This is a genomic window from uncultured Polaribacter sp., assembly GCF_947497695.1.
GTDB lineage: Bacteria > Bacteroidota > Bacteroidia > Flavobacteriales > Flavobacteriaceae > Polaribacter.
Genome location: NZ_CANMHM010000001.1, coordinates 183,680 through 206,489 on the forward strand (window position 1 = coordinate 183,680; position 22,810 = coordinate 206,489).

The window sequence follows — 22,810 nt, forward strand, 5'->3', positions numbered from 1 at the left end:
AAAACAAATATGCTTTTTGCCTGTTTTCATTCCATTTGAGAATACCTTCTATCAAACATATTATCGCTACAATTAAATAGCCATATTGAAAAATTTTCCAAATTTTATTCATCGAATTAATTTTCTGAAGTTAATAACTTACCCGTTGTTTTTTTTGCTAAATGTTTACTTAAATCTTCTTTACTTTCAAAACCTACACCATAAACAGTATCTTTTAAAGTACTTAAAACGAATGCTTTTTCTGAAAAAAAATACTTAGTATTTTGATCCCAAAATAATTGTTCTGTTTCTAATTTAGAGTTTTCTGCATGGTTTAAAACAACCACATTGCCTTCAATTTCAGATATTAGTGTTTTTGAGTAAGATAAACAATAATTACCAGTAATGGTAATAGAGTCTTTTCCATTAAAGTTTATAATTTTTATACCTTTAGGAAACTCGTTGTAAGGATGTTGCTCTCTATTAGTAAAATCATTTAATAATGGTGTAATTAATTTTGATGTAATTCTACCTGAATCTTTATATACATGAAAAGCATTTTTTGCAACTCCAATAGGTAGGTTTTTAGAGATTAAAAAATCCCTAACTTCTTGGGTGTTATTAGAACAAGAAAAAAGCATTACTGTAAAAAATAATACAGTAATGCTTCTTGTTGATATTTTATTTATTTTTTTCAAGTAACTATTTTGATGGTACTCTAACTGTTTCACCAATCCAACATTTTATTGCAAAACTACTACCTGGAGCTACACCTGCAGTAAAAACCAATTTAGAATCTGGTACATTACCTGCATAACTTCTAATATATTTAGAGGCAGTAGATGAAATACTTGGATCTACAGATTTTGCTTTTTGTGCCATTCTTAAAGCAGCTACATACACCATTCTTTTCTCAAACTCACTATTTCCACAATTGTTAGCACTACTAGCATACAAATTACCAATAAATAAATAAGCTTTACCAAAATTAGGATTTAAATTCAATGCCTCTCTTGCTAAACCTCTAGCTTTACTTAACTGACCTCTAGTTCTAGCTGATTGTGCAAATTTTAATTTATACTTTGCCTTTTTTAAGGGATCTGTTTCTAGGTCAAACGATTTTTGCCTCATTTGAGCAGCTCCTGCATTATCTCCATTATCTTCTAATACATTTGCTAAAAACGAATACGCTTCTGGTGAAGGAGAAGCTTCTGCATAAGCTCTAACCAATTCTGGATACAAAGCATCTGATTGACAACCTTTATTATACATTCTAGATACTGCTCTTTTTAACCAAACTGCATTATCTCTATTTACCTCAAAATCTCTTTTATAGATAGGGATTAAACGTTCACAAGTTGCTAATTCTGATATAATGTTATCTAAACCACTTTCTACTGTACCTAATGCTTTAGAATTTACAGAATATGCATATATTAATTTTTTATTTGCAATAGTATCTGCTGACAATTCTTTCAACTTCACTGCATACCCATCTAATTTTTTACCTACAGATTCTAAAACATCATCATAGGTATCAAATACTTTTTGTGGGTTCGTATCTTTATTTCTGTCTGTTACTCCTTGAAAATAGATATACAAATTCTTCACACCCATTTTAGTAGGATCAATACTATATCCTTTTTCTAAAATTGCAAAAACCTCATCATCTGAAGCTAATTTATTTTTCAATAAAAAAGTAGCATAATCACTATGTACTTTAGCAGGGTTTTTTGTAGGAAAATACTGTAATCTTTGTTCGTAAACTCTTTTTGCTAATGCAGGATCTTTTTTAACATCTTCTGCTAAAGTAGATCCTAATTTGTAAATATTTACAGATAAATCTTTACAATTATCTAGTAAATAAATCCAATTTGTATAAGCTTCATCATATTTTTTAGATTGAAAATCTCCTTTAAAAAGATTATATTTTATGGTACATTCTCTTTTAGCATCATCTTGAGCGTTGATGTTTAAGGAAACTGATAATAGCATTACAGCTAGTAAAAATGTTATTTTCTTCATTTTTTGTATTTTTATATTAATCTATTTTTCTTTTTTGAAACCAATTTGTATCTGTTAAAGACAAACTCAATCTAAAATTAAAATAATTTTCTTCAATTAAGTTATTAGTTACAGCACCTCTCTTACCAAATTCAAACCCCATATTAATTGAGGATAATTGTTTCAATGGTAAACCTAAACCAAAAGATATGCCAAAGTCATTTATTGAGGTATAATTTGTATATGGTATAGAACCATCAACCAACAAACCTGTCTTTTCAATACGAACACCTGCCCTATAAGTAACTCTTTGCCAATAACTTGAAATAGAATTAATTTTTGGTAGATAAAAACCTCCTAAAGAAAATCTATTAGAATCTCCATAAATATAAGCAGCGTTAGAAGTAGCATTAACAAGATTTGTAGTTTCTATTGCATCTTGATTTTCATATTCTAAACCAAAATACCATTTATCAAGCTTACCCAAACCAGCACCAAAAGTTGTTTTTAAGGGCATATTATAACTTCCAGAAACATCTGTTTGAAAAAGCAAGTCTTTACCAACACCCAAAGGGTTAGAAGATGATAAGGTTTCATCTCCTTTTACATTTAAATCATTACTCAATTTTAATGTAGCTCCTCCATTTACTACCAATTTATTTTTAAGTTCTTTTTTATATTGAGCACCAAAAGTTACAGAACCTCCAGTAACGTTTAAATTTTCTTGGTATATTGACAATAAACTTGACTCTATTATAGCAGTTGTTATATTATTTTCTATTCTACCAAAACTATAATCAGCTTCAATTCCTAAAGAAAGTCCTTTAAATAATTTCATACCAAAACTTCCATAAACCATACTTACCCCACCTTCACCTTTAAAAGATTCTCTGGTTACTTCTGTATTGTTTAATAAAGAATAACCTACTGATGAAACAGGTTGAATACCAAATGAAAAACCAGCTTTAGAACCTATTGGTAAAGCTAAAGCAAAATAACTTAAACTGGTAGAATTAGAGTTTTGCTGGGTAATTCCATTATCAACTGATAAGCTAGTATTTAAAACACCAAAAGAATATGTGGTATATCTTAGATCTGCATAAGCAGCAGGATTTGTGAAATTTAAATATTTATAATGACTAAAAGCAACTCCAATACCTCCCATTCCACTTTGTTCTACAGTAACAGGACTATTTTGATCTCCTATACCAAAAAATGAATATGGTGATGAGCTTGTTCTTTGTGCTGTAGTAACTATAGAAGTTATTAGTAAAAAAACTAATAAGATGTTTCTAATCATTTGTCTGTGTTAAAAATCAATAGTTCATTTAATCCTTGTAGCAAGAAATTTTGATTGGCAAATATGCTACTTTTTAATTGCTTTGACAAGAAATTTGTATCTCCTCCTGTTAAAACCACTGTTAAATCTATATATTTTTGTTTGTATTGACTTATAACACCTTCAATTTCTTGAATTACTCCATTTACAACACCTACATTCATACTTTGTTTTGTACTTTCACCTATAAAACTACCAAGTTCTTCTTTTTCTAATAAAGGTAAGTTTGCTGTAAATTGATGTAAAGCGTTAAACTTCATTTGTATTCCTGGCGATATTGCTCCTCCTAAATATTCTTTTTTCGCATTTACAAAATCGTATGTAATACAAGTACCTGCATCAATAATTAAAATATTTTTATTAAAAAACTGACTCACAGCAGCTACTACCAAAGCAATTCTATCAACACCTAATGTACTGGGTGTTTTATAAAGGTTGATAAAAGGTACGTTTGTGGATGATGAAACAGTTGTAAACTTTAGTAATTGGTGTAGTTTTTTTAACTTAAAATTAGAAATAGTAGCAACACTCGACATAATTCCATCAGAAATAGTATACTTTTTTAAAATATTTTTTATTTCTGATAAAATTCTACGTTTATCAAAAACAACAAGTTCTACAATTGTATGTTTCTCAAAAACAGCAGCTTTAACATTAGTATTACCTACATCAATAATTAGATTCATTTGTATATTTTAAAAGAATTTCAAAAATACAACACATTTTTTTAAATTTAATTAGCAAATCTAAAAAAACCTTTTATATTTGCATCCGCTAAGGCAATGGTACCTTAGCTCAGTTGGTAGAGCAAAGGACTGAAAATCCTTGTGTCCCTGGTTCGATTCCTGGAGGTACCACTTAAAAACCCCGTAAACTTTTGTTTACAGGGTTTTTTGTTTTTTAACTAAGAAAGTATTAAAATATTTAAGCTTTTGTTTTTAAATTGTCAATAAACCTCTCCACAGAAACCCCTTTATCAACCGAAAAATTACCTATTCTAGTTCTTCTTAAAGCAGATAAATGTGCACCTGAATTTAGAGCCAATCCAAAGTCGTAAGCTAAAGAGCGGATGTACGTTCCTTTACTACAAACTACTCTAAATGCTACTTCTGGTAAATTTATTTTTGTAATTTCAAACTCAGAAATAGTTACGTTTCTCGATTTTATTTCTGTTGTTTCTCCTTTTCTGGCTAACTCGTACAAACGTTTTCCATCTTTTTTAATCGCAGAAAAAATAGGTGGTTTTTGTTGAATATCGCCTAAAAACTGATGCGTAGTTTCACGTAATAATTTTTCTGTAATATGTGCTGTTGGGTATATTTTATCAACTTCTGTTTCTAAATCGTAACTTGGTGTTGTTGCCCCTATTGTAAAAACACCTGTATATTCTTTTTGCTGACCTTGATAAACATGAATTTCTTTGGTTTGTTTTCCTGTACAAATAATTAACAAACCTGTTGCTAAAGGATCTAAAGTACCTGCATGCCCAACTTTAATTTTTTTTATATTAAAACGTTGTCTTATTTCCCAACGAAGTTTGTTTACTACTTGAAATGAGGTCCAATTTAAAGGCTTATCTATTAATAAAACTTGACCGTTTTTGTAATCTTCTTCTGTTTTTATCACTATAAAAATGATTTTTAAGGATGAGATTCCTGCTAGAGTTTATCTTGAGCGATAGACGAAAGGCAGAAATGACAGGTTAGAATTATTGTAAAAGTGCATAACCAATTGCAATAGCACCTACAATTGCACAGTATAAAGAAAAGTAAGATAATTTACTATTTTTAACCAAAGCTATCATCCACTTACAAGCTAATAAACCTGCTAAAAATGCAGCCATAAAACCAGCTGAAATAGGTATTATTTCTGAAGATTGAAAACTTATATCTCCACCTAATAAATCTTTACCAATTTTTCCAAAAATTAAAGGAACTACCATTAAAAAAGAAAAACGTGCTGCTTTTGTTCTATCAATTCCTAGTAAAACAGATGTTGAAATGGTTGCACCTGATCTAGAGATACCTGGCAACATTGCAATTGCTTGAGAAATTCCGATGATTAATGAATTTGAAAAAGTTACTTCTTTGTTGGTGTTTTTTGCTTTATCTGCTAACAATAATAAAACAACTGTTACCAATAACATTACACCAACTAATAATATTTTTCCTCCAAAAAAAGATTCTAGTTGTTCTTCAAAAAGTAATCCAACAATTACAGCAGGAATCATAGAAATAATAATTTTTACAGAAAACTTAAATTCGTCATTCCATTGAAACTGAAACAATCCTTTAAAAATTTGTGCTACTTCTTTTCTAAAAATAACCAAGGTGCTTAATGCTGTTGCAAAATGTAAAACTACAGTAAAAGTTAAGCTTTCTTCTGGTACTGAAGTATCACCTAAAATTGCTTTTGCCAATTCTAAATGACCACTTGATGAAACTGGTAAAAACTCTGTTAAACCTTGTATTACACCTAAGATAATTGCTTCTAAAATATCCATTATTATTTATGAGGATTTGCTAAAATAGCGTAAATTTCTATTCCTAAACCAATAATTACTAAAGTTGGTGCCAATCTTATACGTTGCCAGTTATAGATTTCTTTATTAAAAACTTCTGGATTTTCACTTCCTCCTCCTGCCATAAATATAAAACCTAGAGTTATAAAAATAATTCCAACAATCATTATTATGTAATTTTTTTTACCAAATAAAAAAGTTGGTTGCTGTATATTTTCGTTTTCCATATTGTTAATAATAAAGTTCGTCTGTTTGTAGGTTTAAAAAACGTTGCGTTGCAAAAAATGTACTGATCCAAGAAATTAAAAAGGCAGAAATAAATACACCACCAACTAAATATCCTAAAGTAATATAATCTGTTAATAAATGTAAAGATGGTGCATATTTGTCTACATAATACACAACAACTGCTAAAGCAATTAAGGCTAATAAAGCACCAATAGTTGCTAACTTTATACTTTGCCAAATAAATGGTCTTCTAATAAAACCTTTAGTGGCACCAACCATTTGCATGGTTTTAATATTAAATCGTTTAGAATAAATTGACAATCGAATAGAACTATTAATTAAAAACATGGCTACCAAACCAAAAAAACCACTTACAATTAACAACCAAAAACTTACTCTTTTAATATTTTTGGTTAGTAAGTTAATTAAGGGTTTGTCATAAGAAACATCAGCTACAAGTTGATTTTTTAAAAAACGTTCTTCTATTTGCTGCATTTTCTCAGGCGTTACAAAGTCTGCATTTAAATAAATATCAATAGCATTTTTTAAGGGATTTTTACCTAGAAACTCTAAAAAGTCCTCACCAATTTCTTCGCTATAAATTTTTGCTGCTTTTTCTTTACTTGTGTAAATTATTGTTTTTGTAAATGCTTCTTTTTGTATAGCTTCTTTTAATTTATTTCTGTTTCCAGGAGAAACATCATCTTTTAAAAACAATGTGATTGCTACTTTTTCTTTTACACGATTAGCAACAAAGGTAGATTTTAACAAAACTAATCCTAAAATACCGACCATAAAAAGCACTAAAGCAATACTTATTACTACAGAAAAGTATGAAGATTGCAGTCGTCTTTTTTGAAAAGAATCAAATTTTGATGACATATTGGGGGTTTAATTAAAGTATGCAAGATAATAATTAGTAAACACCTAACAACAAGAGTTTAGATAATTTTAATTAATTTCTTGGCATAACTCAATTAGAACGCCATTTGTTGATTTTGGATGCAAAAAAACTACTAGTTTGTTATCAGCTCCTTTTTTTGGAACTTCATTTAAAACCGTAAAACCTTCTTTTTGAAGTCTCTTTATTTCTGAATATATATCATCAACTGCAAATGCAATATGATGAATTCCCTCACCCTTTTTAGTGATAAACTTTGCAATTGCACTTTCTGGATTTGTAGCTTCTAACAATTCAATTTTTTTAGAATCAGTCTTAAAAAAAGAAGTTTTTACACCTTCTAACGCAACTTCTTCTATTTTATATGGAGCAGTTCCTAAAAGTGAAGCAAATAACTGATTCGATTTTTCTAAATTTTTTACTGCTATGCCAATATGCTCAATTTTATCCATCTATCAAATTAATTACTTTGCAATAATACTAATATTATCTAGCTCATACGTGCCATCAAAATTTACATTTCCATTTCCAGTGTATTTAAAACCAACATAAGCAGTGCCAGAATATGCTGATAAATCGATATAAGTTGAGTGTACCCAACTTTTAAAATTAACTCCATCAGCAACTACTTTTGCAGGTAAAACATGCCAAGTTACTCCATTGATATTGCTTTCTTTTCCGTTAAAATTTGTAGAAATCAACACCTCTAATTCACTTCCATTTGCAAAACTATTAGAAGTTTCAAAAGACAGAAACTCTTTTGATGTTTTTCTTAAATCAACACCTTTTGTAATTAACCATGAAACTGTTTTTTCATCCCCAGAATTACTAGACCCTATTCTTGCAGCTTTACTTTGTGAGTAAGTGTCTGTATAAGCCCTCCAAGATTTAGTACCTTCTTCACGATAATTTAACCAATTTAAAACATCAATATCTCCAGATTCATCCTCAAAATTTTCTTCTAATAAAACAGTTTTAAAATCCTTCTTTGATATTGGAATACATCTATTTTCTGTCATTTCAATATCATCAGTATCATTTAAATTTAATACGATAAAATTCCCTGCAAAATCCTTGGAAACAATTGCATGGATACTACCTGCTTTTTTTGGCAAGGTTTCATTTGAAAAACTAGAAAAAGAACTTGTTTCTAGTAATAAATCATCATAACCTAAACCTAAACAAGTCTGAATTTTACGTTGTGTATCAAAATCTTCTTTTGGATCTACAAATGATTTCCCTGCTAATTCTGCTTCAAAAAACACGTTTTCTAAAGTAATAAAAGTACCTATATCAGCTTCATTTATTGCTGCAAAATCAATGATTTTAGGAATAATTTCTTCTGTAATTTCTGTTCTATATATGTGATTTGGCATTTGATTGACAGTTATATTATCAATTTCAGTTACATCAGTAATTTTCACTTTTCCTCCGATAGAAATTATGCCGTCTCCAGAATTTGTTTCCCCAATATACAGACCTTTTAAACGAATGTAAATTTCTCTACCCAGATTAAATTTATTGTAACTATTTGTTAAATTAATAGAAACTTTAATACCAGCTGTTGGGTTTTCTGGAGCATCTTGCATGTAAAACTCTTTATAAAAATTCCCAGACTTATCTGAAGAAACTACATACCCTTTTACAACGATATTAGAGGTTATTTTTAACGGATCATTTCCTTTAATATATAACTCTTTTACTTGTTGAATCGTTTTTAATTGAAGCTTTTTAGCCATAATACTATCTAAAATTTTAGCAATCGCTTTATTTTCTTCATTCCCTAAATTTTGTGGTACTGTAAAATTGTTATCCTCTACACAAGTCATAAACATTATGCTTATTATAAAAGCAATTAGCAATAAAACTCTTTTTTCTTTTTTCATATCTACTTATTTTTAGAAACTTATATTTACATTCATAAAATAGGTTGCACCTCTGCCATACCAATATTTGCTTCCAAATACTGGCTTATCTAATGCTTTATCTGATTTTAATTCGTTATAATTTGCATTTCTACCTTGTTCAAATCCGCCAGATTTATAGGCAGTATTTAACAAATTATTTACAGTTGCAAACGTACTAATGTAATAGCCTGCTATTTTCCATGATTTACCACCAACAATATTTATCACTTTGTAATTGTTAAATCTTTCTTGTTGTAACAATTGTCTAGCAACCTCTATATCGTAATTAGGGAAGGTTAAACCATCTGCATCTGTGTAAAAATTATTAGATCTAGTTAATGGAGAAATATCTATAAACGTATTGCTGAAAAAATTTAACGTTGCTCCAAACCACCAATAATCTGGATCTCTATATTCAAAACCAACAGAATATGCATTGTGAGGCCCCGCAGCAATTTTATAATTTTTTAAGTTTGATGTATACTTTTCTGAGATTCCATTTTCATCAAAAACACCCTCATTTGTAATGTCTGATGTAAGATATAAATCTGGATTATTGGCATAGGTAAAACTACCAATAGCAGCTGCTCCTTTTAATTTTATAGAAGCTGTAACTTGTGTTTCCAAACCAAATTCTAGCCCAATATGTTTCTTATCAATACCTGATAAAATTTCTTGCACAAAAGCAGTATTATCTCCTCCTAAACCATCTGCATAATAGAAAGAAATTTCTGTTGCGTCTTTTATATGTGTGTAATATCCTGTAAATCTTGCTGTAATTATTGGGCTTCTTCTAATATAACTAGCATCCATAGAAAACACTTGTTCATTCTGCAAATTATCAACTGTGTTATTATTTTCTCTAGAATTTGCAAAAGAATTTCTAATGGTTGGTGCTTGTGTTAAAGCTGCCAAATTTGCATCTATTAAATTACGCCCATCAATTTTATAGGTTGCACCTGCTTTTACTCCAAAATTTGTAAAATCTAATTTTTTTGAAGTTCCTAAAGAATTATTTTCAAATCGTCCGTTTTGATATAAACCCTCTCTTTGATAACTTATTTTAGATAGTTTTGCAGCTGCAAAAAAATCTACTTCATGATATTTTAATTTTACTTGCCCAAAAGCATTTACTATGTTAGCTGTTAAATTATAATTGTATTTAAAAGTATCACCTTTGCCAACAACTCTATTTGGTGTTAATAAATTATTTTGCCTAAGCGTGGCTGTTTTTGCAAAATTAGTAATATCCAAATACCCTTTTCCTCCTAAAAGATCAATAACTTCTGCAAAATTATGTGAATGTAAACGCCTATATTCCAACTTACCATTTATAGAAATATTGTTATTTATTTCTGAATTGTAAATAGTATTTACTACAAATTGTTTGTCATTATTCCTATCTACATACAAAACATACGCATTGTTTAAACCTGCATTTGCATTTGTTTTATTTGCATCAAAAATAGAATTCCAATCTAATTGCCCATTATTTACAAAGTTTTCTTGTGCTGTATAAGCTCCTGCTAAATCATTATTTCTTAAAAAATAACTAGGTAATACCTGATAATAACTGGGACTAGGGTTTGAACCTCCATTAAAATCTAAACGACTATTGGTAATTTTACCAAACTGGTAAGATAGATTTGTTTGTACTGTAGTTTTTTCTGAAACATCCCAAAAATGATTCAGTATTAAAATAGGTTCTTTTACTTCTTTAATTCTAGAATTGATTTTTTCTCCATTTAAACTTCCCCAATATTCATTGTAAGCAATGCCTTTTAAATCGAAAACCTCTTGAGTGTTTGGTGATGATTTACCTCTTCTATTTGGCGTAAAAATCCCTGTAAAATTAAGACTATGTTTGTCGTTTATCTTTTTTTCTATGGATGTAAACATAGCATAAGCATTATAAGAAGTGCCTTGATTAAAACCCTCATTACCTACTCTTCTACTACCAGAAAAAGTCATTTTCCAACCATTTTTTAAAGCACCTGTGCTATGGGTTGCCATCAATCTGTGTTCATAGCTTCTGTTAGATAAGGAATAGGAAATTCTTGTTCCAGGTCTTTGAACTGATGCTCTAGTATTGATGTTTGTTGACCCTAAAACACCTCCAAAATTAAAATTAGAAGCCCCTAAACCATTACTTAATTCTTGATTTCTTAGTACGTCGTTTAAACCTCCCCAATTACTCCATTGAGCTCTACCATCGTAGATTTTGTTCATTTCAATTCCGTTGATCAAAACCTTACCGTTTCCAGAATCTAAACCTTTAATTCTAAAAAAAGACGAGCTAAATTCAAAAGCAGCAGATCTTAAAAAAATATCTTTAGTAGCTTGTAAAAGTCCAGAAATATTATCAGCAGCACTTGCATCATTGGTTAGCTCATCATCAGTAATTGTTATGATACTTAAATCTAAATCTACTGTAAAATTTTTATATAAAATAATAGTACCTAAATCGATGATTTTCCCAGAAAGTTGAACAGGGTAATTTTGACTTTCATATCCCTCAAACTTAATTTCTAGTAAATAATTTCCGTTTTCTAGATTCTCTATTTTAAAGCTTCCATCAAAATCTGTTTTTGTGGTAATCGTTGTGTTTTTTAGCTGTAACAAAACATTAGATAATGGGTTATTAGCATCATTATCTAAGACAACTCCTTTAATACTATTTTGGGAATAGGTTGTAGTATAACACATCAGAAATACAACTATCGATACAATAGTTTTACTCATAACTTTTTCATTTTCAATTTTATAGCATAGTAAAGCTACACTTTTTTTATTGAAAAAAGAAACATCTGTACTATCTTTTATTTTTAAGGATACTTTAAGTTGTGTAAATTAGCTCTTAAAAAAAGCAAAAAAATGAAAAAGAAAACCTGTGTATTACTGCTCTTATTTTTTAATTTAAGCCTTATTTTTTCTCAAAAAAAAGCAAAAAAATACAACATTAGAACTATTGCTTTTTACAATTTAGAAAACTTATTTGACACCATTAATGATGTAAATAAAAACGATGAAGCAAGCCCAATAATGGAACTAAAAATCAATAGATCTAAAGTATATTGGGATAAAATTGATAAACTAGCCAATACAATTTTACAAATTGGTGCAGACAAAGCAAATACAAGTCCTGCAATTATTGGCGTTGCCGAAGTTGAAAACAAAGCTGTTTTAGAAGATTTGGTAAAATCGAAACATTTAATAAAAAAACAATACGGAATTATACATTATGATTCTCCTGACAAAAGAGGCATTGATGTGGCTTTATTATATCAAAAAAGATATTTTAAACCTATCAATCATGAAGCTTTTAATCCTAGAATTTATCAAGGAAATTTTAAAGTCTATACCAGAGATCAGCTATTAGTTTCTGGTTATTTAGATGATGAATTGATACATATAATTGTAAATCATTGGCCTTCTAGAAGTGGTGGAGAAGCAAAAAGCAGACCTTTACGCGAAAAAGCAGCCTACCAAAACACACAAATTATTGAGCAAATAAAAAAAGAAGACACAAATGCTAAAATACTAATAATGGGAGATTTTAATGATGACCCTATTAATTCTAGTTTTAAAAAAGTTTTAAATACAAAAAGTAAAAAGAAAAATGTTGATAAAAACGATATTTACAATCCTTATGAAGACTTACACAGAAGAGGTTTTAATACCTTAGCTTACAGAGATAATTTAAACTTGTTTGATATGATTTTAATATCCTCACCACTTTTAGATAAAGGAGAGAAAGATTTTACTACTTACAAAATGTTTCAAGCTAAAATATTTAACAAACGTTTTTTAAGTAGTAAAGATGGCAAGTATAAAGGCTACCCTTTTAGAAGTTTTTCTGATGGAGGTTATACAGGTGGATACTCAGATCATTACCCAGTATATATGTATTTGATTAAAGAGCAGAAGTAGTTTCTCATCAGTTCTCATTCAATCTGTCACCCTGAAAGGGTCTCAGATAACAATAAGCAAACCGCAAAAGATTCTTTCAGAATGACAAACTACATGAAAAACTGATTACAAGTAGTTTATAAGTTTTTTTATTACCTTAAAAGTATCTGAAACTCGCTCTCGCTCGTTTTTAACGAGTGTGATTAAAGTTAGGTTTACATTCTAACACAGTACTCGTTAAAAACAAGCACTAGCTACGAATAAGTAATCTACATTTATAAAATACAAAACCCCGCAACTTTTAAGTTGCGGGGTTTTTTGATAATAAATTATTGCCTTATTACATATAAACTAATCTCTTGGAGATTTAAATCTATAATGTAAGTATGTGTAAGCATCACGAGGTATAATTGTAATCCACTTTTTGTGTTTTAAATACCATTTAAAACGTATAGAATTTAATCCTTTTGTTAAATAAGAAGCAATAAAAGGATGCAAGTGTAATTGTATCTTTTTATTTTTTGGATTCGAAATAAATTTTTCTAAATCTGCCTCAATTTTATCTAACAAAACTATTGGTGCTTCTACTTGTCCATTTTTATTTGGGTTGGCTTCGATCGTTTTTATACTTAACTCTGGTCTTACCCTTTGTCTTGTAATTTGTACCAAACCAAATTTACTTGGAGGTAATATTTTGTGTTTTGTTCTATCAAAAGCCATTTGCTCTTTTAGATGCTGATACAGTTTGTTTCTGTTTTCAGCTTTGTGCATATCAATAAAATCTACAACTATAATTCCTCCCATGTCACGCAATTGTAATTGACGTGCCACTTCTGTAGCTGATATTAAATTTACTTCTAATGCTGTATCTTCTTGAGAACCTGCTTTGTTAGAACGATTTCCGCTATTTACATCAATAACGTGTAAAGCTTCTGTATGCTCTATAACTAAATAGGCACCTTTGCTCATAGAAACTGTTTTACCAAATGATGTTTTAATTTGTCTTTCTATTCCAAATTTTTCAAAAATAGGAACTTCAGACTTGTACAACTTTACAATTTTTTCCTTTTCAGGATAAATTTCTTGTAGATACTCTTTAATTTCTTCTTGCAAAGTTTGATCATTTGTTACAATACTAGTAAAAGATTCATTCATTACATCTCTTAAAATAGAGGATGCTCTGTTTAACTCGCTCAATATTTTTGTTGGTGTGTTTGTATTTGGCATACTTTTACACATTTTTATCCAACGTTCTAATGAGTTTTGCAAATCTTTATCTAATTCTGCTACTTTTTTACCTTCTGCAACAGTTCTTAAAATAACACCAAAGCCTTTTGGCTTAATGCTTTTTGCTAATCTTTTTAAACGTTCTTTTTCTTTTGGGTCTGCTATTTTTTGAGAAACAGAAACTCGGTTAGAAAAAGGAACTAAAACTAAAAATCTACCTGCTATAGACAACTCAGAACTTAATCTGGGGCCTTTTGTAGAAATTGGTTCTTTTACAATCTGTACTAATAGGTTTTGCCCTGTTTTTAGTACTTGATTAATACTACCGTCTTTGTGAATGTCAACTTCTTTTTGGAAGTTTTTTAAAGTGAATTCTTTATACTTACCTGTGCTTACTTTCTTAATGAACGAATTTAATGAGTTTACTTGTGCACCTAAATCATGATAATGTAAAAACCCATCTTTTGGATATCCTACATTAACAAAGGCTGCATTTAAACCAGTTAAAACTTTTCCTATTTTGGCTAAAAATATATCGCCAACAGAAAATTTGTTATCACTAGTTTCATTATTTAATTCAATAAGTTTTCCATCTCTTAATAAGGCAAAATCAATATCAGATGAATTACTACGAATTATTAATTCTGTTTTCATACTGAACTTGGTTTTAACACTGCACTTTGTTGTGCAGATGGATTAATATTGTCAGGTATTTTTAAATACCGTTAGAAAACTTAATGCCTTACACTGCATATTAGTTTTCAAATGTCAATGAACTTTTTGGTAATCTAATTTCTTTTTTGCTAAACAATAAACGAAAAAGTAAGCATTAGCTTACTTTTTCTTCTTGTGTCTGTTTGCTCTAGCTCTTTTCTTTCTTTTGTGTGTAGAGATTTTTGCTCTCTTTCTTTTTTTACCACTTGGCATAATCCTCGTTGTTTTTTAAACCCTTAGGTTTAGATTAATATTTTGTTACTTAACTGATACTTTACTTTTTACTCCCTCAGTAAAAGTCTTAGCTGGTTTAAAAGCTGGTATGTTGTGTGCAGGTATTTTAATAGTTGTATTCTTAGAAATATTTCTACCTGTTTTTTCTGCTCTTGTTTTGATAATAAAACTACCAAAACCTCTTAAATAAACGTTATCGCCATTTTCTAATGCATCCTTTACTTCAGTCATAAATGCTTCTACAGTTGCCAATACATCTGTTTTTTCAATTCCTGATTTGTCTGATATTTTTGATACGATATCTGCTTTCGTCATGTCTCTGTATTTACTATATTTTTATTAATTTACTTTCAAAAATGCGGATGCAAATATATGATAATTAATCAATTCCAAGAAGTTTAAAGATTAAAATATCAATTAAAAATTACGTTCTTTAAAAGTTCTTTATTTTTTTTTAATTTTATCAAAATAAAACCATGTAGAAACCTGCTTTTCAATTATTTATACTATATTCTCAACTTTAAAATTACAGTTCAACAGCGCTAAATCTTATTGTTGTATTGCTTGCAGGCACAAAGGTAAAAACATTATTAGCAAATGCATTAAGTGTTGATGGACGATCTACAAACAACCCATTTGAATCTAAAACAACATCTAACAAAGGCTGAATTGCATCTGAAAAAAATTGTGGTGCTGTTGTAGATAAAAGACTTAAATACATTTTATCATCTTTTATTTCTTTACTCATTGTATAAGCAGCGTTTCCAAAAGAAGATGTTATAAATAAAATACCTGTGTCTGTTTCTAGATTATACAAATCAATTCTTGTAACATCAAAAAATGCAGCAGCATTCATATTAGTAATTAACTGATTAAAGTTTTCATTTGTAAAATCTGGCATCCAATCATCCTCTAAAGAGTTTAAAAATGGGTTATGCAAAATAAGAAAATCAGAAAGTATTTCTTGCCCTTTTAAAGGTATTGCTGGAGTACCTAAATAACTAATGGTTATTTTAACTCCTTGATTTTGCCCAACAAATGCATCATTTATAGCATCATATATAAAATCTTCAACTGCTACAGTACCTACTTTAATTGCAGGGTTTGCTTTAAAACCTAAAGGAGTTGGTGCAATACCATAATTAAGAGGCTCTAACAAGCCACTTTCATTATTGGTTAAAGTACTTACAAAACGTCTATTTTCATTATAACTAAAAGAATATGCTTTTGTTTCTGCACCTTCATTTTCTATAACCATACTTCTAAAAACAGACTTAGATAAATCATCTGGTAAATTGCCTAACATTATTTTGTTACTAGTAGTTAAACTTAACCAATCATCTGCTGTAGCTCTTGTAAATCTTATAAAATTTGATGGATCTCTGTTGCTTCTAAAAATAATATCTTCTCCTTGAAAACTAGAAAATAAAAACTCAAAACTACCTTTATATCCTTGACCAATTAATCCATTATCAGGAAAATTATTACCATCAGACAATTCATGAATTACATTTTTAGTGGTAAAAGTTAATTTAAGAGTAGACCCTAAAGAAAGATCATATAAACTAATTCTGGCTGGATCTGCATTCCCAAAATCTGAATCCATTCTTACCTCTGTTTCATTTATAAAATCAAATAAAAATGTAAATCCCCCTAAAAGTGTATTGTCTGTAAAATAGGTCATTTTCCAACCATTGTCTGGTGATATTAGAAAATCACGTACTTCTTTTTGCTTTTTCTCAAATCTAACAGAAGGCACATCTTCAAACAAAAGATCTGGATCGTTATTATCTTGGCAACTAAAAAATAGTACAAATAATAGCAGTAAAATTGGTTGATTTATTTTTTTTAAATACCTCATAATTCTAATTTAAAAGCGTTGCTTTTGCAACATTTAGTGCTGCTACTCTTTGCAATTCGTATATATCTATCTTAAATTTTGATAAAAAATAATCTGCTACTAATGCTTCTTTTTGTTTGATAAAATCAATTGCCTCTTCTGCATCTGGTGTAGCAGTTAAGGTTGCTGCATTTGTTGCAATTTCTCTTTCTAGGTCTGTAGCTGTGTTTGGCAATTCTAGTAATGCATCACGTATTGCTGCATCTATAATTCTTTGTTTGATGGTATCTAAAAGAGCTTGATAATCTGCAGGAGAGTTAGAGAGCATTGTTGCCACCATTTCTGCAAAATCTTCTGTATGATTTAACCTTGCATAATCTGATATAAAACCTAGTTTGTAAGCAATATCAAATCTTTCTGATTCATTGCCTGGGTTAAACCATTGAGCGGTATAATCTCCTGGGGTTATTTGCTTGTAAGCTTCTTCATCAAAACGAAACTGTTGGTTTAAAATGTGTGTATATTCATGCTGAATTGTACGCACAAATAGCGTAATGCTTTCTTGATTAGTTAAATCTATTAAATCTGCTTCAAATAAAACTATGTTTTTTCCCCCTTCTGCAAAACCTAAAGTACGAGTTCCATTTTCATTTAAGTTAAAACCACCTATTAACACAAGTTCTCTTGGAGCGATGTTTTTTACAAAATCTTCGCCTCCAACTTCTGTGTAGGTATCAATCCAAATTGTTTTAACAGCCTCCATAATTGGTATAACCGTTTCTAAAGTTGGTGGAAATAAATAGCGATTTAAATCTACACGCCCTTCATCCCATTGATAAGTTACATCAATATTAAAAGGAAATGTATAATTGGTTCTTAACCAAATATCTGTTGCATTTAAATTTGGTGTTGTTGTATCAATATTACTTTCTGTTAATTTTTCTTCGGATGAATTACAAGAATAAAACAACCCTGAGATGAGTATTGCTATAAATAAATGTATTTTCTTCATAATATTATCTTGGGTTTTTGGTTAAACCTAAATTTGATGCTGATGCTGGAATTTGTAATTGCTTTCTTACATCTTCTTTAGCTAAGGATATTTCTGTAACCAAATTTCCTCTTCTAAAATCTCTAATAATCGGAATATTAAATTTACGCACATCAAACCAACGCAAACCTTCATGATAAAATTCTTTTTGTTTAAAATTTAATATTGCCGTAATAAATAGAGCTTGCTGATTTGATGAAAAACCATAAGAAGGTGTTAAATAATCAGGTACTACTCTAAATGTGTTTGCAATCATAGCAGTTGTTAAATTATCTGTTGCATCATTAAAATTGATTGTTTTTTTTGATAAAAAATCTGTTAAGTCTTTTAATGAGTTTGCATAATCTTCTTTCATTGCATAAGCCTCTGCTCTATTTAACAATACCTCATCATAACTAAATAAAACCTGAGGTGTAAAACCTGTACCTGAACCAGCACTTTGGTTGGTTATTTTAAAAAACTCTTCAAACTTAGGTAAATTCGAGAATAATTCTCCTCCAAAAACATCATAGGCCCAAGATTTATTTAATGGATTTCCTCCTAAAAGAAAACCTGTTCCTTCGCCAGAAACCAACCCATAATTTGAAGAAGCAAAATCTCTTGCCCACCAAGATAATGATGAGTTTACTAAAATATTAGCATTTTCTATTGTGTTATTGTATCTAAAAACACGGGCATCATAAGTAAGATCACTGTAAGCAATCATATCTCTAATTTGTAACCTTGGGTTTGTAAGTATTTGATTTGCATGTGCTATTACTTTATCCCAATCTGCTTTAAATGCATAAAAACGAGCTGCAAAAGCATGGGCAGCTTCCGTTGTAAAATGAAATTTAGGATTTTCTTCTCTCTCCCTAACAAGCTCTATGCCTTGAATTAAATCGGCCTCAATAAAATCATACACTTCTTTAACGGTGTTTCTTTTATAATTTTTAAATAAAACGGTTTCTGTTTCTTTTACATAAGGCACTCCTAAATCTGTACTTGCTGAATTGGCATTGTAATGTTTGCCCCAAAAATTTACCAACATAAAATGTGCATAAGCTCTTGCCAACAATGCTTCTCCTTTTTGGGCGTTTAAATTATGTATATTTTCAAGTTCTGCAATCGATTCTAATGCTTGGTTTGCTTGCCCAATTGCTTCGTAGCAACTTACCCAGTAATTTGTTGGTGTATCTTGGTTTCCACTATCATCTTCATTAGTTTCCCAACTAAACATTTGCTCGTGTAACTGCTCATCAACCACATTATTATCTGAGGGTTTAGACAATGCATTGTCTGACATTAATTCTGCCATTAACATGTAATTACCTATTGGATAAGCACCTGTAATCAAAGCACTTATTTTATCTGGAGAATCTATGGTTGCTCTGTCATCTGGCAATTCAGATAAATAACTATCACAACTAATCAACCCAAAAAATAAAACTATGCCTATAATTTTTTTGGTATTTTTATATAGTTTTTTCATTTTTATATTTAATTAAATACCAACATTTAAAGACAACGTATATTGTCTGGTTATTGGTAATGCTACTCCACCTGTTCCATAAAATTCTGGATCTTGACCATTCAATTTATCATCAGAATAAATTAAAAACAAATTAGTGCCTTGTACTTGTAATCTTAGATTAGACAAGCCTAATTTATCGGTTATCTTTTTCTGAAAACTATACCCAAGAGAAATATTTTTCATTCTTAAAAAATCGCCATTTGCAACCCTTGCATCAGAAAAATTGTAAGCATTATATGCTCTAGATAAATCGCTGTTTCCTAAAAGATTGTTATCTCTAACATCTACTATTTTAGGAATATTGGTAATAGCTTCATCACCATCAAACAACCATCTATTTACAGTACTTTTTGTAAACACACTTGCACCAGAATAAAAATTATCTAAAACAGGGTTTAACCTTACTTTATTACCTCCAGATCCTGTAATTAAGATATTTAAATCTAAATTTTTATATTTAAATCTATTAGAAAATCCTCCAGAAATATTAGGAACTACAGAACCTTCAAACACCAAGTAATTTAAAACATTGGTAGCGTCTTGAAAATTGACTCCAGAAACAGGATTTTCTTCTTCTGGTAAAATAAACGACGGAACTCCTTGATCTGTTAAACCATCAAACTGAAAAGAAAACAAAGAATTTAAAGGAAAACCTTGTACACTACCACCTTGAATATCTACAATATCTATAACACTAGGTTCGTTTTTAGACTTGGTTACTTTTTGATTAAAGTAAGAGAAGTTAAGAGAGCTAGTCCAACTAAAATCATCATTTTTAATGTTTTGTGTGGTTATACCAAATTCAAAACCTTTGGTATTTACATCTGCATTGTTACCGAATTTAAACAACTGACCTCCAATTCCGCTTGTTCTAACTATATCTATATTATCAAAAATATCTCTGTTCCAAAAATCGGCTGTTAGTTGAATTCTATTATTAAACATACCAATATCAAAACCAATATTTAATTCGAATTGTTTTTCCCAAGTTAATTCAGAATTTTCTAAATCTTCTATATTTAAAAAAGTTTCTCTATCCCCTACAATAACTCTATCTGTAATTTCACTTCTAAAAATTGCCAAAGCATTGGTTGCTGGCCCAGGAGAAGCAGAAAGTCCGTAAGAAGTTCTAAACTGTAAGTTATTAATTACCTCAGAATTTTGAATAAATTGTTCATCACTGGCATTCCATTTTGCACTTACAGTTGCTGTTGGCAACCATCTAGAACTAGAAGAGTTTCCTTGTCTGTTAGTACCATCATATCTACCTGTTGCAGAAAAAACGTATTTATCATTAAGTGTATAAGTAGCTCTTCCAAAAAAGGCTACAGTTCTTTCTCTTTCTCTTGCCACATCAAAATAATTATCTCCTTCTGTAATAATTTTTTCTAATACTCTTGGGTCTGTAAAAGGTGTAAAACCATTTTGAAACTGCAATCCATAACCTGTAAACTCACTTCTATCTCTATCTACATACCTCATTTCTTGCCCTAGCAAAGCATTTATGTTATGTTTTTCATTGATTGTTTTATCATATTTAAAACTATTTCTAACATAATAACTTGTTAAAGTATTATCGTTTTTAATATACAAACCTCCTTCTGGTAAAACAGGTACAGGAATATCATCTGGGTTTTCTGGATCTGAGTATAAAAAAATATTAGCGTTAGCAATAACAGGAGTTTCATTTGAATTATAAGCCCTTATAACATTAGAGTTTTCTTTAACTTGATGCTCTCTTGTGCTATTTACATATCTAGCAGCTGCATTAAAATCATAGGTAATATTGTTTGTTAATTTATAAGTAGCATCTAATTGAAAACGGATGTCTTTTACATCTAAATCTATCGCATTATTTTCTAATTCTTCAATAATATTAAAAGGTGCCCAGTTGTTTGTATAATACTCTAAATTACCATCATTATCTCTTGGTCTTAATGCTCTAGATGTGTTTAAAGCATAACTAAATGGGTTGATATCAAAATCTCTAGAAAACTCACCATCTACAACATTTGCTTCTCTACTAAAAGTACCTGGTGCTTTTTGGGCTCTTACAGAGGCAACTGTAGATAAAGATAAATTAAACTTATCTGATAGGTAAAAAGTGTTTCTAATGTTTGATGTTAGCCTGGTTACTTTATCAGAAATGGTCCAACCAGGGTCATTTACAAAACCCAAAGAGGCATAAAAGGTATTTTTTTCTCCTCCTCCACTAAAACTAATGGAATGGTTTTGCATTATAGACTGCTTAAACAAGGTTTTAAACCAATTGGTATTTGCCAATTCGTATTGCTGTAAAAAAGCGTTTCTGCCTTCTACTGTATTTTGTACGCCAAAACCGCCATTTTCAAAAGAATTGATTTGTTTCTCTAAAATACCATAAATTCCAGAAAAACGTGCATTACCAACATCTGGCAATCTTAAAAAACCTTGATCTCTTAAACCTTGTAAAGCACTAAGGGTTTCTTTAGAGTCTAAAATATCATATTGGTCATAACTTGGCAACGCCCTAACTGTTTGCTCTAAATTGTAACTTACTTTTATGGGACTATTTTTTTTACCTCCTTTAGTAGTAATTACAATAACTCCATTTCTTGCTCTTGCTCCGTAAATAGAAGTGGCAGAAGCATCTTTTAAAATATCTATTTTTTTAATATCTGCTGCATTTATTCCTGCAATTGATGAACTAATTAATGTAGAAGCATCACCAGAAGTTAGTGCATCTAAATCTTGCTCTACAATATCTTCTTGCACAATACCATCAATTACATAAAGTGGATTATTATTACCAAAAATAGATGATGAACCACGAATTTGAATCTGAGGAGCAGCACCAAAAGTACCAGATATATTTTGCACATTTACACCTGCAACTGTACCCTCTAACATTCTACTTACATCAACAACACCATCAATTTTAACATCTGCCATTTTTATGGTAGTTGCAGCACCTGTAAAAGATTTTTTATTTATTTTGTCATATCCTGTAGTAATTACAATTTCATCTAACGCATTTACATCTTCTTCTAAAACTACGTTTATAACAGTACTTGTGCCAACTGTTTTTTCTAAAGTTTTCATGCCTAAATACCTAAAAACAAGTACATCTCCTTCATTTGCTTTTAAAGAATAATTACCATCAAAATCAGTCTCAGTTCCTTTATTACTACTTTTTAACACCACAGAAACACCAGGTAAAACGCCTGATTTATCAGAAACAATTCCTGATATTGTTTTTGTTTGTGCAAAAGAAAATTGCAGTATAAATACAAAGAAAAGTGTTAAAGAAAAATTGGGTTTTAACATCATTTACAACTGATTTTAGTTAATTCTTGTAAAATACTGACTATTATATTACTAAAACAAGTAAATTTTGTTAATAATGATTTTTTTTTCAATTAAAAGCATTGTCAAAATTATTTTGACTAGATTTTGTTTTAATA

At 29.7% G+C, this 22,810-nt stretch carries 18 protein-coding genes and 1 tRNA gene; 2 read left to right on the forward strand and 17 right to left on the reverse strand.

Annotation, left to right across the window (positions count from 1 at the left end):
* Positions 1-116: 116 nt before the first annotated feature.
* Genes lptC through Q0731_RS00800 form a run of 4 tightly spaced genes read right to left on the reverse strand, consistent with a single transcriptional unit; the run spans position 117 to position 4,008 of the window.
* On the reverse strand, positions 117-677 hold the full coding sequence (gene lptC, locus Q0731_RS00785) for an LPS export ABC transporter periplasmic protein LptC (RefSeq protein ID WP_299058717.1): 561 nt from the start codon (positions 675-677) through the stop codon (positions 117-119).
* A 4-nt stretch (positions 678-681) separates the two neighbouring features.
* On the reverse strand, positions 682-2,004 hold the full coding sequence (locus Q0731_RS00790) for a hypothetical protein (RefSeq protein ID WP_299058719.1): 1,323 nt from the start codon (positions 2,002-2,004) through the stop codon (positions 682-684).
* A 16-nt stretch (positions 2,005-2,020) separates the two neighbouring features.
* Positions 2,021-3,283, reverse strand: coding sequence for a hypothetical protein (locus Q0731_RS00795; protein WP_299058721.1), 1,263 nt, complete (start codon positions 3,281-3,283; stop codon positions 2,021-2,023).
* Positions 3,280-4,008, reverse strand: coding sequence for a type III pantothenate kinase (locus tag Q0731_RS00800; protein WP_299058723.1), 729 nt, complete (start codon positions 4,006-4,008; stop codon positions 3,280-3,282). Before Q0731_RS00800 ends, Q0731_RS00795 begins: the two co-directional genes overlap by 4 nt.
* Positions 4,009-4,106: 98 nt before the next feature.
* Here Q0731_RS00800 and Q0731_RS00805 point away from each other — a divergent pair.
* Positions 4,107-4,179: transfer RNA gene (locus Q0731_RS00805), tRNA-Phe, on the forward strand.
* A gap of 67 nt (positions 4,180-4,246) precedes the next feature.
* Here Q0731_RS00805 and truB read toward each other — a convergent pair.
* The 7 genes from truB to Q0731_RS00840 all read right to left on the reverse strand — a co-directional run bounded on the left by truB (position 4,247) and on the right by Q0731_RS00840 (position 11,621).
* A complete protein-coding gene (gene truB, locus Q0731_RS00810; RefSeq protein ID WP_299059407.1) occupies positions 4,247-4,945 on the reverse strand; it encodes a tRNA pseudouridine(55) synthase TruB in 699 nt (232 codons plus the stop codon).
* Between the two features lie 85 nt (positions 4,946-5,030).
* On the reverse strand, positions 5,031-5,825 hold the full coding sequence (locus tag Q0731_RS00815; RefSeq protein WP_299058725.1) for an undecaprenyl-diphosphate phosphatase: 795 nt from the start codon (positions 5,823-5,825) through the stop codon (positions 5,031-5,033).
* Positions 5,826-5,827: 2 nt separating this feature from the next.
* Complete coding sequence (locus tag Q0731_RS00820) at positions 5,828-6,070, reverse strand: DUF3098 domain-containing protein (protein ID WP_299058727.1); 243 nt, start codon at positions 6,068-6,070, stop codon at positions 5,828-5,830.
* A gap of 4 nt (positions 6,071-6,074) precedes the next feature.
* Positions 6,075-6,953 (reverse strand): permease-like cell division protein FtsX, encoded by an 879-nt coding sequence (locus Q0731_RS00825; RefSeq protein ID WP_299058729.1) that lies wholly within the window; start codon positions 6,951-6,953, stop codon positions 6,075-6,077.
* Positions 6,954-7,022: 69 nt separating this feature from the next.
* Positions 7,023-7,424, reverse strand: coding sequence for a methylmalonyl-CoA epimerase (gene mce / locus Q0731_RS00830; protein ID WP_299058731.1), 402 nt, complete (start codon positions 7,422-7,424; stop codon positions 7,023-7,025).
* A gap of 12 nt (positions 7,425-7,436) precedes the next feature.
* The gene (locus Q0731_RS00835) at positions 7,437-8,858 is read right to left on the reverse strand and encodes a DUF5689 domain-containing protein (RefSeq protein ID WP_299058733.1); all 1,422 of its coding nucleotides are present in this window, start codon (positions 8,856-8,858) and stop codon (positions 7,437-7,439) included.
* Between the two features lie 12 nt (positions 8,859-8,870).
* Positions 8,871-11,621, reverse strand: a complete 2,751-nt coding sequence (locus Q0731_RS00840; RefSeq protein ID WP_299058734.1) for a TonB-dependent receptor — start codon at positions 11,619-11,621, stop codon at positions 8,871-8,873.
* A gap of 132 nt (positions 11,622-11,753) precedes the next feature.
* Between Q0731_RS00840 and Q0731_RS00845 the strand changes: the two genes are divergently transcribed.
* Positions 11,754-12,809 (forward strand): endonuclease/exonuclease/phosphatase family protein, encoded by a 1,056-nt coding sequence (locus tag Q0731_RS00845; RefSeq protein WP_299058736.1) that lies wholly within the window; start codon positions 11,754-11,756, stop codon positions 12,807-12,809.
* Between the two features lie 330 nt (positions 12,810-13,139).
* Here Q0731_RS00845 and Q0731_RS00850 read toward each other — a convergent pair whose 3' ends face one another.
* The 6 genes from Q0731_RS00850 to Q0731_RS00875 form a co-directional block, all read right to left on the reverse strand.
* Positions 13,140-14,669 carry an Rne/Rng family ribonuclease gene (locus Q0731_RS00850; RefSeq protein WP_299058738.1) on the reverse strand — a complete coding sequence of 510 codons (1,530 nt, stop codon included), beginning with the start codon at positions 14,667-14,669 and terminating at the stop codon, positions 13,140-13,142.
* Between the two features lie 318 nt (positions 14,670-14,987).
* Positions 14,988-15,278, reverse strand: a complete 291-nt coding sequence (locus Q0731_RS00855; RefSeq protein ID WP_249980946.1) for an HU family DNA-binding protein — start codon at positions 15,276-15,278, stop codon at positions 14,988-14,990.
* A 211-nt stretch (positions 15,279-15,489) separates the two neighbouring features.
* Positions 15,490-16,824 (reverse strand): DUF4302 domain-containing protein, encoded by a 1,335-nt coding sequence (locus Q0731_RS00860; RefSeq protein ID WP_299058741.1) that lies wholly within the window; start codon positions 16,822-16,824, stop codon positions 15,490-15,492.
* A 4-nt stretch (positions 16,825-16,828) separates the two neighbouring features.
* Positions 16,829-17,815: a substrate import-associated zinc metallohydrolase lipoprotein gene (locus Q0731_RS00865; RefSeq protein ID WP_299058743.1), complete on the reverse strand. Its 987-nt coding sequence runs from the start codon at positions 17,813-17,815 to the stop codon at positions 16,829-16,831.
* A gap of 4 nt (positions 17,816-17,819) precedes the next feature.
* Positions 17,820-19,325 (reverse strand): RagB/SusD family nutrient uptake outer membrane protein, encoded by a 1,506-nt coding sequence (locus Q0731_RS00870; RefSeq protein ID WP_299058745.1) that lies wholly within the window; start codon positions 19,323-19,325, stop codon positions 17,820-17,822.
* 12 nt (positions 19,326-19,337) lie between these two features.
* A complete protein-coding gene (locus Q0731_RS00875) occupies positions 19,338-22,676 on the reverse strand; it encodes a SusC/RagA family TonB-linked outer membrane protein (RefSeq protein ID WP_299058747.1) in 3,339 nt (1,112 codons plus the stop codon).
* Positions 22,677-22,810: the final 134 nt, after the last annotated feature.

What these genes read in the sequence shown, in the direction of transcription:
- Q0731_RS00790 (WP_299058719.1), bottom strand. Translation starts at nt 2,004, where the DNA reads ATGAAGAAAATAACATTTTTACTAGCTGTAATGCTATTATCAGTTTCC.
- Q0731_RS00795 (WP_299058721.1), bottom strand. Translation starts at nt 3,283, where the DNA reads ATGATTAGAAACATCTTATTAGTTTTTTTACTAATAACTTCTATAGTT.
- Q0731_RS00800 (WP_299058723.1), bottom strand. Translation starts at nt 4,008, where the DNA reads ATGAATCTAATTATTGATGTAGGTAATACTAATGTTAAAGCTGCTGTT.
- Q0731_RS00815 (WP_299058725.1), bottom strand. Translation starts at nt 5,825, where the DNA reads ATGGATATTTTAGAAGCAATTATCTTAGGTGTAATACAAGGTTTAACA.
- Q0731_RS00820 (WP_299058727.1), bottom strand. Translation starts at nt 6,070, where the DNA reads ATGGAAAACGAAAATATACAGCAACCAACTTTTTTATTTGGTAAAAAA.
- Q0731_RS00825 (WP_299058729.1), bottom strand. Translation starts at nt 6,953, where the DNA reads ATGTCATCAAAATTTGATTCTTTTCAAAAAAGACGACTGCAATCTTCA.
- mce (WP_299058731.1), bottom strand. Translation starts at nt 7,424, where the DNA reads ATGGATAAAATTGAGCATATTGGCATAGCAGTAAAAAATTTAGAAAAA.
- Q0731_RS00835 (WP_299058733.1), bottom strand. Translation starts at nt 8,858, where the DNA reads ATGAAAAAAGAAAAAAGAGTTTTATTGCTAATTGCTTTTATAATAAGC.
- Q0731_RS00840 (WP_299058734.1), bottom strand. Translation starts at nt 11,621, where the DNA reads ATGAGTAAAACTATTGTATCGATAGTTGTATTTCTGATGTGTTATACT.
- Q0731_RS00845 (WP_299058736.1), top strand. Translation starts at nt 11,754, where the DNA reads ATGAAAAAGAAAACCTGTGTATTACTGCTCTTATTTTTTAATTTAAGC.
- Q0731_RS00850 (WP_299058738.1), bottom strand. Translation starts at nt 14,669, where the DNA reads ATGAAAACAGAATTAATAATTCGTAGTAATTCATCTGATATTGATTTT.
- Q0731_RS00855 (WP_249980946.1), bottom strand. Translation starts at nt 15,278, where the DNA reads ATGACGAAAGCAGATATCGTATCAAAAATATCAGACAAATCAGGAATT.
- Q0731_RS00860 (WP_299058741.1), bottom strand. Translation starts at nt 16,824, where the DNA reads ATGAGGTATTTAAAAAAAATAAATCAACCAATTTTACTGCTATTATTT.
- Q0731_RS00865 (WP_299058743.1), bottom strand. Translation starts at nt 17,815, where the DNA reads ATGAAGAAAATACATTTATTTATAGCAATACTCATCTCAGGGTTGTTT.
- Q0731_RS00870 (WP_299058745.1), bottom strand. Translation starts at nt 19,325, where the DNA reads ATGAAAAAACTATATAAAAATACCAAAAAAATTATAGGCATAGTTTTA.
- Q0731_RS00875 (WP_299058747.1), bottom strand. Translation starts at nt 22,676, where the DNA reads ATGATGTTAAAACCCAATTTTTCTTTAACACTTTTCTTTGTATTTATA.